The 12,897-nt window shown below is 69.5% G+C and carries 12 protein-coding genes; 4 read left to right on the top strand and 8 right to left on the bottom strand.

Going from position 1 to position 12,897, the window contains the following annotated elements:
* The first annotated feature begins 221 nt into the window (after positions 1-221).
* Positions 222-1,340 (top strand): 3-dehydroquinate synthase, encoded by a 1,119-nt coding sequence (aroB, locus tag D7D52_RS11685; protein WP_120736331.1) that lies wholly within the window; start codon positions 222-224, stop codon positions 1,338-1,340.
* A gap of 18 nt (positions 1,341-1,358) precedes the next feature.
* On the opposite strand, the gene D7D52_RS11680 is transcribed toward aroB, so the two are convergent.
* Entirely contained in the window at positions 1,359-2,981 is a 1,623-nt protein-coding gene (locus D7D52_RS11680; protein WP_246023809.1) for a multicopper oxidase family protein, read from the bottom strand.
* Positions 2,978-3,370: a hypothetical protein gene (locus tag D7D52_RS11675; RefSeq protein ID WP_162958282.1), complete on the bottom strand. Its 393-nt coding sequence runs from the start codon at positions 3,368-3,370 to the stop codon at positions 2,978-2,980. Before D7D52_RS11675 ends, D7D52_RS11680 begins: the two co-directional genes overlap by 4 nt.
* Before the next feature lie 105 nt (positions 3,371-3,475).
* Between D7D52_RS11675 and D7D52_RS11670 the strand changes: the two genes are divergently transcribed.
* Positions 3,476-3,955: a MarR family winged helix-turn-helix transcriptional regulator gene (locus tag D7D52_RS11670; RefSeq protein WP_162958281.1), complete on the top strand. Its 480-nt coding sequence runs from the start codon at positions 3,476-3,478 to the stop codon at positions 3,953-3,955.
* A 70-nt stretch (positions 3,956-4,025) separates the two neighbouring features.
* On the opposite strand, the gene D7D52_RS11665 is transcribed toward D7D52_RS11670, so the two are convergent.
* Positions 4,026-4,493, bottom strand: coding sequence for a B-4DMT family transporter (locus tag D7D52_RS11665; RefSeq protein WP_187703134.1), 468 nt, complete (start codon positions 4,491-4,493; stop codon positions 4,026-4,028).
* A gap of 123 nt (positions 4,494-4,616) precedes the next feature.
* Between D7D52_RS11665 and D7D52_RS11660 the strand changes: the two genes are divergently transcribed.
* Both D7D52_RS11660 and D7D52_RS11655 read left to right on the top strand, forming a co-directional pair.
* The gene (locus tag D7D52_RS11660; RefSeq protein WP_120736327.1) at positions 4,617-5,234 is read left to right on the top strand and encodes a helix-turn-helix transcriptional regulator; all 618 of its coding nucleotides are present in this window, start codon (positions 4,617-4,619) and stop codon (positions 5,232-5,234) included.
* A 13-nt stretch (positions 5,235-5,247) separates the two neighbouring features.
* Entirely contained in the window at positions 5,248-5,730 is a 483-nt protein-coding gene (locus tag D7D52_RS11655; protein WP_120736326.1) for a DUF3291 domain-containing protein, read from the top strand.
* Here D7D52_RS11655 and D7D52_RS11650 read toward each other — a convergent pair.
* The 5 genes from D7D52_RS11650 to D7D52_RS11630 all read right to left on the bottom strand — a co-directional run bounded on the left by D7D52_RS11650 (position 5,719) and on the right by D7D52_RS11630 (position 12,854).
* Positions 5,719-6,528, bottom strand: coding sequence for a shikimate dehydrogenase (locus D7D52_RS11650; protein WP_120744024.1), 810 nt, complete (start codon positions 6,526-6,528; stop codon positions 5,719-5,721). The genes D7D52_RS11655 and D7D52_RS11650 overlap by 12 nt on opposite strands.
* Before the next feature lie 37 nt (positions 6,529-6,565).
* Positions 6,566-8,053, bottom strand: coding sequence for an endolytic transglycosylase MltG (locus D7D52_RS11645; protein ID WP_120736325.1), 1,488 nt, complete (start codon positions 8,051-8,053; stop codon positions 6,566-6,568).
* Complete coding sequence (gene ruvX / locus D7D52_RS11640; protein ID WP_120736324.1) at positions 8,050-8,658, bottom strand: Holliday junction resolvase RuvX; 609 nt, start codon at positions 8,656-8,658, stop codon at positions 8,050-8,052. The genes D7D52_RS11645 and ruvX overlap by 4 nt, the downstream gene beginning before the upstream one ends.
* Positions 8,658-11,324, bottom strand: a complete 2,667-nt coding sequence (gene alaS, locus D7D52_RS11635) for an alanine--tRNA ligase (RefSeq protein ID WP_120736323.1) — start codon at positions 11,322-11,324, stop codon at positions 8,658-8,660. Before alaS ends, ruvX begins: the two co-directional genes overlap by 1 nt.
* A 165-nt stretch (positions 11,325-11,489) precedes the next feature.
* Positions 11,490-12,854 carry a replication-associated recombination protein A gene (locus tag D7D52_RS11630; protein WP_120736322.1) on the bottom strand — a complete coding sequence of 455 codons (1,365 nt, stop codon included), beginning with the start codon at positions 12,852-12,854 and terminating at the stop codon, positions 11,490-11,492.
* Positions 12,855-12,897 lie beyond the last annotated feature (43 nt).

Below are 12,897 nucleotides of genomic sequence, written 5' to 3'. Positions count from 1 at the left end.
ACGGCGGCGGTCCGGCTCGAGTCAGATGGCGGCCGATTCGACGCCACCGGGCGCTATCGCCGTCGGCCCGTACTCAGGGGGCCCACCCGTCGCGATCCGCGCGGGCGACCCGGAGTCCGCCCGGCCCACGCGGCAGCCGGCTTTTCGATCGACAGTGTCCTCGCTGGCCGGGGACTCGTTCACTTCTCGCCGCAGGGCGGGATCATTCACGGAGGAGTCTGATGAGCGAGCCGACTCGCATCGAGGTCCGCACCGCCGCCCCGTATCCGGTGATCATCGGGCGGGGGTTGCTGGGTGATCTGGTCGCGCAGGTGACCGGGCGGTCCGCGGTGCGGACCGTGGCGATCTTCTATCAGCCGCCGCTGGCCGAGACGGCCGAGGTGGTGCGGAAGGCGTTGGTGGAGCAGGGCATCGACGCACATCGCGTGGAGATCCCGGATGCGGAGGCCGGTAAGGATCTGCAGGTCGCCGGGTTCTGCTGGGAGGTGCTGGGCCGCATCGGCCTGACCCGCAAGGACCTGATCATCAGCCTGGGCGGCGGCGCGGCCACCGACCTGGCCGGGTTCGTGGCCGCCACCTGGATGCGCGGCGTGGACATCGTGCACGTGCCGACCACGCTGCTGGCCATGGTGGACGCCGCGGTCGGCGGCAAGACCGGCATCAACACCGAGGCGGGCAAGAACCTGGTGGGCTGCTTCCACGAGCCCGCCGCGGTCATGGTGGATCTGGCGACGCTGGAGACGGTGCCCCGCAACGAGATCGTGGCCGGGATGGCCGAGATCATCAAGGCCGGTTTCATCGCCGACCCGGTGATCCTGGAACTGGTCGAACGCGATCCGCAGGCCGCCCTGGACCCGACGGGCGAGGTGCTGCCGGAGCTGATCCGCCGCGCCATCCAGGTGAAGGCCGATGTGGTGGCCGCGGATCTGAGGGAATCGGATCTGCGCGAGATCCTCAACTACGGCCACACCCTCGGCCACGCCATCGAGCGCCGCGAGCGCTACCGCTGGCGGCACGGCGCGGCCGTCTCGGTGGGCCTGGTGTTCGCCGCCGAGTTGGGCCGGCTGGCCGGCCGTCTCGACGACGCCACCGCCGAACGCCACCGCAGCGTGCTCGAGAGCATCGGCCTGCCCACCACCTACGACGCCGACGCCCTGCCACAACTGCTGGACGCCATGCAGACCGACAAGAAGACCCGTTCGGGCGTGGTCCGTTTCGTGGTGCTCGACGGCCTGGCCAAGCCCGGCCGCCTGGAGGGCCCGGACCCGAGCCTGCTGGCCGCGGCGTATTCGGCGATCGCCCGCGAGGACGGTCCCTCCGGCGGCGGAATTCTGCTGTAGCGGCGGCGCATTCGCCGGTCAGCGGCCGCCGCCCACGGTGGTGAAGGTGGCCATAATGGCCATGTCCTCGTGTTCGAGGTTGTGGCAGTGCAGCACGAACCGTCCCGCGTGGTCGGTGAACCGGACGGCGATCTCGGCCGTGCCGGTGGCGGTCAGGTAGAGGGTGTCCTTCCAGCCGCGATCGGCGGCCGAGGGCGTCCTGCCATCGCGGGTGAGCACCTGGAATTGGTTGAGGTGCAGGTGAATCGGGTGATCGAGATCGGTGGACAGCTGCCACACCTCGACGTCACCCAGGGTCGGCCGCGCGATCGGCGTCCCCGGATCGTAGGCGCGGCCGTTGATCACCCACCCGCGCATCCCACCCGCGTCGCCTTGCCGGAAGGTGAACCGGCGGGTGGTGACCGCGGCGGCGCGCGTGAGGGTTTCGAAATCGGTGAGCCGGTGGGGGATCACGGAGGTGTCGGGCACCCGTTCGGTGACGTCGAATCGTAGGACGCGCGTGGTCGTTCCGGCGCCGAGATCGTTGTACACGGTGACCTGATCGCCGACCGCGCACTCGCCGAAGTCCACGATCACGTCGTAGCGTTCCCCGGGCGCGATGGTCACTTCCCGCAATTCCTGTGGGCGCGCGAGCAATCCGCCGTCGGAGCCGATCTGCACGATCGGCACTGACCCGCCGCGCCGATCGAAGCGCAACCGGTACACCCGCGCATTGGACCCGTTGAGCAGCCGCAGCCGGTAGCGGGCCGTCGCGACCCGGTGTGCGGGCCACGGCCTGCCGTTCACCAGCACCACGTCACCGAGCACGCCACGACCGAACTTCCCGCGCACCCCCGGCGTGGGCAGCAGCGTCGAATCGACGGCCGGATAGTCGAACTCACCGCGCGCGTCGAAGGCGCGGTCGGCCAGCAGCAGCGGCAGCTCCCGCGCCCCCGTGGGCAGCCCCAGCCGCTGCTCGGCCGCGTCGGTCACCAGATGAAAGCCCGCCAGTCCCCGCCACACCGCCGGACCGGTGAAATCCATGCGGTGGTCGTGATACCACAGGGTGGCGGCGGGCTGGCCCGCCGGATAGGTGTAGTCGCGTTCCCCGATCATGGTGTGCGCGGCCGCATCCGGGTGCATGGCCATCCCCGCCATGCCGGTCCGGTCGGCCATGCCGCCGGATCCGCCCACCGGGTACAGCAGATCCGTCGGATACCCGTCGGATTCCTCCGGCACATGCCCGCCGTGCAGGTGCACCACCACCGGGACCGGCAGCTCGTTGCGATGGGTGACGACCGTGCGCCGTTCTCGGTTCGACACGATGGTCGGCCCGGGGAAAACCCCGTTGTACCCCCAGATCGGCGTCGAATACCCCGGCAGCACTTCGACATCGGCGGCCCGCTGCACGATCCGGTAGTAGTCGGTGGTGTCGTCGCGCGCCACGGGTGCGAGCACCGGCGGCATCGTCAACGGCACGGTGAACGGTTCCGGCAGCCGCGCCCGGCTGGTCAGATGCAGCCGATCGGCGGGCGAATCCACCGACCACTGCCACGCGCCCACCGCGGCCGCCACCCCGACCGCCCCGAGCGCCGCCGACCCCCGCAGCAGCGCCCGCCGCGAAATCCCTTGGTGTACGGGAGTATTCGCACCGCCGCTCACTGGCCAGTCCCCGCGATCGCCGCCGGGGCGGGATTCCAGACCCGGACCGTCAGCGTCAGCAGTCCCGCCACCAGCATCACGCCGAGCGGAATGTGCACCGCCAGGACCATCCGATACCCGAACATGATCTGCAGACCCGCGACCACGGTCAGCGCCGCGCCGACCGCCGCGGGCCAACCCGGCGCGCTCGCCAGCAGCCAGGCCGCCGCGAAACACCCAGCCATGACCAGGATTCCGACGAACAACACGCCCGCGTTCGCCTGATGCGCGTCCAGCGCGTCGTAGCTGCCGGCCATGAACCGTCCCGCGAACATCGCCTGCGCGAACGCGTCGAGCGTCACCAGGGTCGTGACGGCCCGTAGCACGCCCTGCCAAGTCCGAGCTCTCATACACACCCCTAATACTTCACATACCTGAATAGTTCAGAAGTCTGAACTTGTATGCTGAGTGCTGTCAAGCACGAAGGCGAGGCACGGTCACGCATGGGAGACACAGTGGCGCAAGCACACCCGGTCGACAGGGAGCTACGGGATCGGCTGACGGTCGTGGTGCCGTTGATCTCGTCGTATCTGCGGCGCGCCAAACACGACATGCCCGCCGGTATGCGGCAGGCGTTCGAGACCGCCGGACTGGGCGCGCGTCATGGCGCGGTGCTGGCGTTCGTGTGGTCGTCCGGACCGGTGAGCGTTTCGGAGGTGGCCCGGCGGCTCAATCTGAGCCTCACCAATACCAGCCAGCTCAGCGGCGAACTGACCCGCGCGGGCTGGCTACGCCGCGACAGCGATCCGGCTGATCATCGCCGCACCCTGCTGTCGGTGCCGCCCGAGCGGCACGACGAATTCGGCGATTTCCTCGACCGGCGCAGCGATGTCCTGCTGCGCGCGCTGGCGCGCCTGACCCCCGGCGAGCGCGCGGGATTCCTCGCGGGCCTCACCGCCTGGGCCGACGAGATCGAGCGAGCCCGGCCGGATTGAGCGTCCACGCGGACGAAAAACCCCGCGCCGCAAGCGAAGCGACGCGGGGTGAATCCGAGAGAGCGCGGTCTCAGGCGTGGGCGGGTTCCGGGCTGGCGGCCGGGGCACGCTTCTTGTGTTCGCGGCCGACCAGGAAGCGGCCGATGGTCACGCCCAGCATGCCCGGGATGAAGATCAGCAGGATGATCCACGCCGCGCCGGAGGTGATGTTGAACAGCAGGCCCTGATCGCCCAGATCGAACTTGGGCAGGAAATCCAGCAGCCACGCCACCAGGCCGGCGCCGAGACCGCCGGCGACCGCGGCCTCGAGCCATCGCATGGTCAGATCCGAGCCCTGCTCGGGATCCGGATTGGCGCGCCGATCCGCGCGCCCGTCCAGCACACCCCAGGTCAGGACCGCGCCGACCAGCACGATCAGGCACAGGATCCGCATCCACGCGCCCGCGGTCGGCCAGGTCATCATGCCGAACCCGAGCAGGGTCTCCAGCAGCACGGTCAGCGCCCCCAGGCCGACGGCACGCAACACCCACGCATTCATGACGATCACCTTAACCTGCCGGACCACTCTGTCGAACCGGTTGAACTGAAACTTGTTCCAGAACCATAGCGGGAGCGGCGGCGCTGCCCGCCGCCGGGTGCGACACGCTGCTAGAAATGCGGGGTGAGCATCGAAGCCGTCGCCCTGCTGCAGGACCCGATCCGCAAGCGGCTCTACGACTATGTGGTGGCCGCGGGCCACGATGTCGGCCGCGACGAGGCGGCCGCGGCGGTCGAGATCAAGCGGCCGCTGGCGGCCTTCCACCTCGACAAGCTCACCGAGGCCGGTCTGCTGGACGCGGTCTTCCGCCGCCCCGACGGCCGCACCGGTCCGGGTTCGGGGCGGCCCGCGAAGTTCTATCGCCGCGCCGAGGCCGAGTTCGCCGTCAGCCTGCCCGAACGCGACTATCGCACGGTCGCAACGATTCTCGCCGAGGCCGTCGAGCACGAGGGCTTCGAGGCGGCGATCGCCGAGGCGGCCGCGGCGCACGGGCCGGTGGTGACCGGCGGCGAACTGTTCGCGGCGCTGGCCGAGCGCGGCTACGAGCCCTACCGCGACGGCGCGGTGATTCGATTGCGCAACTGCCCTTTTCACCGCCTCGCCCTCGACTTCCCGCCGCTGGTGTGCGGCATGAACCTGGCCCTGCTCGCGGGCCCGGCCGCCGAGGCCGGCTGGACCGCGCGCATGGACGCGGCCCCGGGCCGGTGTTGCGTGAGTTTCTCTAAAACCAACGAAGATTAGTTATAGTCCAGTCATGCACCTCGCACAGTTCAATATCGGACGCATGATCGCGCCGCGCGGCGATGCGCGCGTCGCCGAGTTCTACGACCACCTCGACGAGATGAATGCCGTCGCCGACGCCGCCCCCGGCTTCGTCTGGCGCATGGTCGACGGCGAGGCCAACGACGCGACCTCGCTGCGGCCCTACGACCGCGACCCGGAGATGCTGGTCAACCTCAGCGTGTGGGAATCACGCCAGACTCTGTTCGACTACGTCTACCGCAGCGGCCACATGGAGTATCTGCGCCGCCGGCGCGAATGGTTTCTGCCGCTGGGCGAGGTCTTCACCGCGCTGTGGTGGATTCCGGAAGGCACGATCCCGGAACTGGCCGACGCCATGCGCCGGCTCGAGCACCTGCGGGAGCACGGCCCCACGCCGTACGCGTTCACGTTCCGGCAGGCGTTCGAACCCGAAGAGCCGCAATCGGTTCCGGTGGATACGCGGTCAGCGCTGTAGTGCCGCGGCCATTTCCGCGCGCGGGGCGGGGCGGCCGGTGAACTGCTCGACCTGCCCGTAGGCCTGGTTCAGCAGCATGTCGAGTCCGCTGACGACGGTATTGCCCGCGCGCGCAACGGCTTCCGCGAGCGGCGTCGGCCACGGGTTGTAGATGGCGTCCAGTACGACCGGGGCCATCGCCACCGCATCGGCCACGGCCGCCGCGGCGTCGGCGGGCACGGTGCTCACGACGGCGTCCACGTCGGAGCAGACGAACAGCAGGCCCTCGCGGTCGAAACCGAGCACCTCGGCCGACATGCCCAGCTGCTCGGCCAGTTCCAGGGTGTCGGCGGCGCGGCCGCGGTCGCGGGCGACGATGGTGACGGTGTGTGCGCCCAGGTCCGACAGCGCCAGCAGCGCGGGCCGGGCGGTGCCGCCGGCACCCAGCACGACGGCGCGTTCGATGTCCTTCACGCCCGCGCCCTCCAACGCGCCCCGCACGCCGTCGACGTCGGTGCAGTCGGCACGCCATCCGGAATCGGTGCGCACCAGCGTATTCGCCGAACCGACCAGTTCGGCTCGTTCGGTGCGCTCGGACGCGTAGGCCAGTGCGGCGACCTTGCCGGGCATGGTCACCGACAGTCCGACCCACTCCGGCCCGAGCCCATCCACCAGGCCGGGCAACTGCTCACCGGTGCACTCGATCCGCTCGTAGGTCCAGTCCAGACCAAGTGCCCGATAGGCGGCCAGATGCAGTTGCGGCGACCGCGAATGCGAGATCGGGCTGCCGAGCACGGCCGCCTTGCGCTGTCCCGTCAGCGCGGCCTGCGGCTCGACGCCCCCTGCGGCGTGCCGCTCACCGTCCACTGTCGAGGATTCCACTCTGCCTGGCCTTTTCGATATTGCTCAGATGCGCCTGGTAGTTGTCGGTGAACAACGTGGTGCCCTGCTTGTCGACGGTGACGAAGTACAGCCAGTTGCCCGGCGCGGGATTCTCCATGGCGCGCGTGGCATCCAGCGACGGCGCGGAGATCGGCGTCGCGGGCAGGCCCGGGCTGGCGTAGGTGTTCCACGGCGTCTTCTTGGCCCGGTCCGCGTCGGTGGTGGCGACCTCGGTCTTGTCGAGGTTGTAGTTGACGGTGGAGTCGAACTCCAGTTTCTGCTGGGCGGCGAGCCGATTCACGATCACCCGCGCCACCTTTGACATGTCCTGCGGCAGCGCCTCGCGCTCGACCAGCGACGCCGCGATGAGCGTGTCGTAGGGAGAGAGGCCGTTGGCGGAGCCGGATTGCATGAGCCCGCTGGCCTCGTAGGTCTGCGCGCTCGCGGTCACCAGCTGTTTGAGAATGTCCTGCGCGCTGGCGCTGGGATCGAAATCCCAGGTGCCGCCGGCGATCAGGCCCTCGAGCTGACGGGTGCGGTCCGGTGCGGACTTCACCCGCTCCAACGCCCATGTCGGCACGCCCAGGGTGGCCGGGTCGGCGGTGGCCCCGGCCTGATCGAGCGCCTCGTAGGTGACGCACTTGGCGGCGGTGCCGGTGCCGACGCAGCTGGCGTCGGCGATCTTGCGGTAGATGCCGTCCTTGCGGGCGTTGGTGCTGGCGTCGCTGGAGTCGTGCAGCTGGCGGCCCTCGGAGATCACCACATTGCCGACCCGCGCGTCCTTGCTGAACAGCGCGGTCACCGCCTCCGAACCCTTGCTGTGGCCGGGAATGGCGTAGTAGCCGGGCTGGATCGAGTTCATGTTCGTATTGCGCACGGCCGCTTCGTAGAAGGCGCCGCTGCTCTTGACGATGCCCTTGTCGGCCATGGTCTGCGCGATCTGCGTGGCGGTGTCACCGGTCTTGATCTGGATGACGACCAGCGGCCCCTGCGGTCCGGAGAAGTCCGCGGGCGGGTTCAGCTTGCCGACGAACTTCCAGCCCGCGAATCCGACTGCGCCGACGAACAATACGGCGAACACGCCCGCGATGACGAACAGGTTGCGCCGGCGGCGTTTGCGTTCGGCCGCCTTGCGCGAGGCCACCCGGGAACGTTTGGGCCGCGACCCGCCGCGGCCACCGCTCGCGCGCGACTGCCCGCGACCCGACCGACCCTGGGCGCGGGTGCGTTCCGCGCGCTGGGGTGCGCTGCGACGCGGCGGTTCCGGGGCGAGTGGGGGCTCCTCGTCGTACTCGTCGGCCGTATAGGGCTCGTCGGCGTAGTGCTCATCCTCGTAACGCGGGATGACGGTGGTGTCGTCCTCGTAATCGTCCGCCTGTGACCAGTCCAGATCGTCGCGGCGGTAACGCCGTTCGGCGTTCTGCCGGTAGCGTTCCTCGGCCCGCGTCCAGCGGTCGGTCATGCGTCTTCACCGCGCGGCTTCAAAAGGGCACTCCGTTCGTCCAACCATCCTTGCAGGATCGACACGGCGGCGGCTTGATCGATGACCTGCCGCTGCCCGCGTGCGCGAACTCCACTGTCTCGCAACGCACGTGCAGCAGACACCGTAGTCAAACGTTCGTCGGAAAGTCGCACCGGCACCGGTGCGATCAGCGACCGCAAACGCCCCGCGAAGGTGGCAGCCAGCTTAGCGGAAGACCCGCTCTCGCCGCGCAAGGTGCGCGGCAGGCCGACGATTACTTCCACGGCCTCGTATTCCCGCACAATCTCGGCAATCCTGGCGAGATCGGGCGCGAGCATCCCGGGCGCAACCTTTTTCGCGCGCGGCACCGTCTCCACCGGGGTGGCCAGCAGGCCGTCCGGATCGCTGGAGGCGACGCCGATACGCACGGAACCCACATCGATGCCCAGCCGGCGGCCGCGCCCCGGATCCCGTTCGGCCGAGGGGCGTTCGGAGGCGAAACCGCGCCCCGCCGAGACCCCGGACGCCGGGGTCGGCGTCCGTTCGAAACCGGGCCCGGCCCCGGGTACGGGGCCGGGCGTGTCGGTGGTGTCGGAGTCGATCATTACCCGGCGAGCTCGGCCACCCGCGCACGCAACGCGGCCAGACCCGCCTCGATGCCCGCCGGATCCGAACCCGCGCCCTGGGCCATCTCCGGCTTACCGCCGCCGCGACCCGAAATGGCCGGACCGAACGCGGACACCAGATCCCCGGCCTTGATGCCGAGATCCTGGGCGGCCTTGGTGACCGCGGCGACGAACGGCACCTTGCCGTCGGCATTGCCGAGCAGCACCACGACGGCGGGCTCGGAACCGAAGCGGCCCTTGATGTCCTGCACCAGGGTGCGCAGATCGCCCGCGCCGACGCCCGCGGGCGCGGCGGCGGCGACCAGCAGCACCTTGCCGACCCGTTGCGCCTGCTCGACGAACGTGCCCGCCGAGGACAGCACGGCCGCCATCTTGGTGCGCTCGAGCTCCTTCTCGGCAACCTTCAGCCGCTCGACGAGCTGCTCGACGCGGCCCGGCACCTCCTCGGAGGGCACCTTCAGCGAGGACGCGATGCCGGCCAGCAGCGCCCGCTCCTTGGCCAGGTACCGGTAGGAGTCCAGGCCGACGAAGGCTTCCACGCGGCGGATGCCCGAGCCGACCGACGACTCGCCGAGCACGGTGATCGGGCCGATCTGCGCCGAGCTCTGCACGTGCGTGCCGCCGCACAGCTCCATGGAGAACGGTCCGCCGATCTCCACGACCCGCACCTCGTCGCCGTAGTTCTCGCCGAACAGCGCCATCGCGCCCATCTTCTTGGCCGAGGGCAGATCGGTGACGAAGGTGTTGACGGTGAAGTCGTCGGCGACGGCGTCGTTGGAGACGGCCTCGATATCGGCCTTCTGCTGGTCGCTGAGCGCGCCCTGCCAGTTGAAGTCGAAGCGCAGGTAGCCGGGCTTGTTGAGCGAACCGGCCTGAACGGCGTTGGGGCCCAGCACCTGTCGCAGCGCGGCATGCACCATGTGGGTGCCCGAGTGGCCCTGGGTGGCGCCCTTGCGCCAGGCCGGATCGACCTGCGCGAGCACGGTGTCGCCCTCGGTGAGCTGACCGGCCGCGACGGTGGACTTGTGCACCCACACCTTCTTGGCGATCTTCTGCACGTCGTTGACGGCGACCTTCAGGCCGTGCGAGGACACGATCGAACCGCGGTCGGCGATCTGGCCGCCGGACTCCGCGTACAGCGGGCTGCGATCGAGGATGATCTCGACGTCCTGGCCGGCCTCGGCGACCGGCACCCGCACGCCGTCCTTGATCAGGGCGAGAACCGTTGCCTCGGTGGCCAATTCGTCGAAACCGGTGAACTCGGTCGCGCCGCGGTCGACGAACTCCTTGTAGACCGTCAGGTCGGCGTGAGCGTGTTTGCGCGAGAGCGCGTCCTCCTTGGCGCGCTTGCGCTGCTCGGCCATGAGCGAGCGGAAGCCCTCCTCGTCGACCTGCAGTCCGGCCTCGGCGGCCATCTCCAAGGTGAGGTCGATGGGGAAACCGTAGGTGTCGTGCAGGGTGAAGGCGTCGGTGCCGCTGATCTTCTTGGCGCCCTGCGCCTTCACCTCGTCGACGGTCTCGTCGAACAGCTTGGTGCCGGTGCTCAGCGTCTTGAGGAACGCGGCTTCCTCACCGACGGCGACGGTTTCGATGCGCTGGAAATCGGTGGCGAGCTCCGGGTAGGAGGGTGCCATCAGCTCGGAGACGACCTTGATGAACTCGCCCATCACCGGCTTGTCGGCGCCCAGCAGCCGGGCCGAGCGCACGATGCGGCGCAGCAGGCGGCGCAGCACGTAGCCGCGGCCGTCATTGCCCGGGTTGACGCCGTCGCCGATGAGCATGGCGGCGGTGCGGGCGTGGTCGGCGATGACGCGGAAACGCACGTCGTCGGCGGGCTCGACACCGTAGGAGCGGCCGGTCAGCTCCTGCGCCTTGTCGATGATCGGGCGCAGCAGGTCGGTCTCGTAGACATTGTCGACGCCCTGCAGCAGGAACGCGACGCGCTCGACGCCCATACCGGTGTCGATGTTCTTCTTCGGCAGCGGGCCCAGGATCTCGAAATCGTCCTTGCCGCGCCCGGCCCCGCGCTCGTTCTGCATGAACACGAGGTTCCAGATCTCGAGGTAACGGTCCTCGTCGGCCTCCGGGCCGCCCTCGACGCCGTATTCGGGGCCGCGGTCGAAGTAGATCTCCGAGCACGGGCCACACGGGCCGGGAATGCCCATCGACCAGTAGTTGTCGGCCATGCCGCGCCGCTGGATACGCTCGTCCGGCACCCCCAGCTCACGCCAGATCTGCTCGGCCTCGTCGTCGTCGAGATAGACGGTGACCCAAAGCTTTTCCGGATCGAAGCCGTAGCCGCCGTCCTCGACCGCATTGGTCAGCAGCGACCACGCCAGCTCCATCGCCCCGCGCTTGAAGTAGGCGCCGAAGGAGAAGTTGCCGGCCATCTGGAAGAAGGTGTTGTGGCGGGTGGTGACGCCCACATTCTCGATATCGCCGGTGCGCACGCACTTCTGCACGCTGGTCGCGGTGTCGAAGGGCGGGGTTTGCTGACCGAGGAAATACGGCACGAACTGGACCATGCCCGCGTTGACGAACAGCAGGTTGGGGTCGGCCAGGATCAGCGAGGCACTCGGTACCTCGGTATGTCCGGCCTTTACGAAATGCTCCAGGAAGCGCCGTCGAATCTCGTGGGTCTGCACAGGTATCCAGCCTACCGGTCGTGGTCCAGGGAGTTTCGCGCGACCACCGGGCAACCATCGGTCAGCCGATTCGGCGCGCCCGGATCCTCCCGGGCTCGGTGTCGAAGCAGGTGACCTCGACCACCATGAGGACCTCGGATCGACACGGTCACCCTGGGAGGCCGTCTACTTCCCCCGCACGATGCGGCGGAGTTTGGTGACTCGGGGGCCTACTTCGCGTTCGTAACCGTGGTCGGTGAACTGGTAGTAGTCGGTGCCGACGAGTTCGTCGGGTGGATATTGTTGGGCGAGAACACCGTCCGGGTGGTCGTGGGGGTATTTGTAGCCCTGGGCGTTGCCGAGGGCGGCGGCGCCGGCGTAGTGGCCGTCGCGGAGGTGGGCGGGGACGGCGCCGGCTTTGCCGGCGCGGATGTCGGCCATGGCGGCGGCGAGGCTTTTGACCACGCCGCCGGATTTCGGGGCGGTGGCGATGTGAATCGTGGCCTGGGTCAAGGCGAGTTGGGCTTCGGGCATGCCGACGAGTTGGACCACCTGGGCGGCGGCCACGGCGGTTTGCAGAGCGGTGGGGTCGGCCATGCCGACTTCCTCGCTGGCCTGAATCATCAAGCGGCGGGCGATGAATCGGGGATCTTCGCCGGCGCTGATCATGCGGGCCAGGTAGTGCAGGGCGGCGTCGACGTCGGAGCCGCGCAGGGATTTGATGAACGCGCTGATGACGTCGTAGTGCTGGTCGCCGGCGCGGTCGTAGCGGACGGCGGCCTTGTCGACGCTGGCCTCGACCAGCGCGAGATCGACGGTGCCGTCCAGCGAGGATTCCGCCGACGCCTCGAGCGCGGTCAGCGAGCGGCGCGCGTCACCGCCCGCGATGCGCACGATGTGGTCGAGGGCCTCGTCGGTGACCGTGTACTCCCCCGCCAGCCCGCGCGGATCCTCGATCGCGCGCCGCAGCACGGTGCGAATGTCGTCCTCGGACAACGATTGCAGCTGCAACACCAGCGAGCGCGACAGCAGCGGCGACACCACCGAGAACGACGGGTTCTCCGTGGTCGCCGCGACCAGCAGCACGATGCGGTTCTCCACCGCGGCCAGCAGCGCGTCCTGCTGGGTCTTCGAAAACCGGTGCACCTCATCGATGAACAGCACGGTCTGCTCACCGGCGGTGAGGCGGCGGCGCGCCAGATCGATGACCGCGCGTACCTCCTTCACCCCCGCCGACAGTGCCGAGAGCGCCTCGAACCGGCGACCGGTGGCACGCGACAACAGTGAGGCGAGCGTGGTCTTGCCCGTGCCGGGCGGTCCGTACAGCAGCACCGAGGCCGCCCCGGACCCCTCGACCAGCCGCCGCAAGGGCGAACCCGGCCCGAGCAGATGCTGCTGCCCCACCACCTCGTCGAGGGTGCGCGGCCGCATGCGCACGGCCAACGGCGCGAAGCGGTCGTCACCCTGGGGGGTCCGCGCCGACGCCGCCTCGAAATCGTCGGCGACGGCCTGCGCGCCCGGCGCGTCGAACAGCCCATCACTCACGCCCATGACCCTACCGACCGGCTCCGACACGTTCGCCGAACCCGGCCAC

Source organism: Nocardia yunnanensis, assembly GCF_003626895.1.
GTDB classification, from domain to species: Bacteria; Actinomycetota; Actinomycetes; order Mycobacteriales; family Mycobacteriaceae; genus Nocardia; species Nocardia yunnanensis.
The sequence above is the reverse complement of the archived record's forward strand: the minus strand, read 5'-3'. Positions and strand labels throughout refer to the sequence as shown.